The organism is Blautia sp. DFI.3.45, from assembly GCF_020593505.1.
In the GTDB taxonomy this organism is placed as follows: domain Bacteria; phylum Bacillota; class Clostridia; order Lachnospirales; family Lachnospiraceae; genus Blautia_A; species Blautia_A wexlerae.
The window spans coordinates 1-554 of record NZ_JAJDMI010000155.1 but is presented as its reverse complement, the minus strand read 5'-3'; the positions used below and the strand labels follow the sequence as shown (position 1 = coordinate 554).

The 554-nt window shown below is 37.0% G+C and carries 2 protein-coding genes; both read left to right on the top strand.

Annotated elements, in window-relative coordinates; all coding sequences use genetic code 11:
- Window positions 1-58: 58 nt before the first annotated feature.
- Entirely contained in the window at window positions 59-232 is a 174-nt protein-coding gene (locus LJE09_RS17370) for a hypothetical protein (RefSeq protein ID WP_015541274.1), read from the top strand.
- Window positions 219-554: type II toxin-antitoxin system RelE/ParE family toxin (locus LJE09_RS17365; protein ID WP_118409643.1), on the top strand; the 336-nt coding region annotated here is incomplete at its 3' end. The genes LJE09_RS17370 and LJE09_RS17365, both read left to right, overlap by 14 nt.

The following is a 554-nucleotide window of genomic DNA, read 5'->3' as shown; positions in this document are numbered from 1 at the left end:
GGATAGATACTTCTGAACAACATACACTATTTATAAACCGTATGATTGGAGTGATTTCATGGAATTAACAAAAAAAGTCCCTACAACCGATAAAAGCCAGGAAAACAATCATCTTCTCCGCATGTTAGACCGGGGAATTGATGATATGGAAGCTGGTCGTGAATTGCCACTGGAAGATGCTTTTCGCAAAATCACAGAATTAAGGGATGCACGAAGAAATGCAAGAATATAAAATTATTTTAATCTGGGAAGCAATTTACGATGTCACAGACATTGCAGATTATATTGAAGAAGAATTCGGCCAGCAACGTGCTGACCGTTTTCAATCTGATCTGAAAGAACAAATGCAGAATTTAGGCCAGTTCAGTACTGCCTTTCCCCGAACTCAAATTCTGTACAGAGGATATTCCATACATAAAAGATCTTTTCCGCCATCTATTATTTTTTATATTATAATGGAAGAAACAAAAGAGATTCATATTCTCCGAGTGTTGCGCCATGAACGAGATTGGGAAAATATCCTGTTGCAAAGATCAACTTATACATATCCGGAA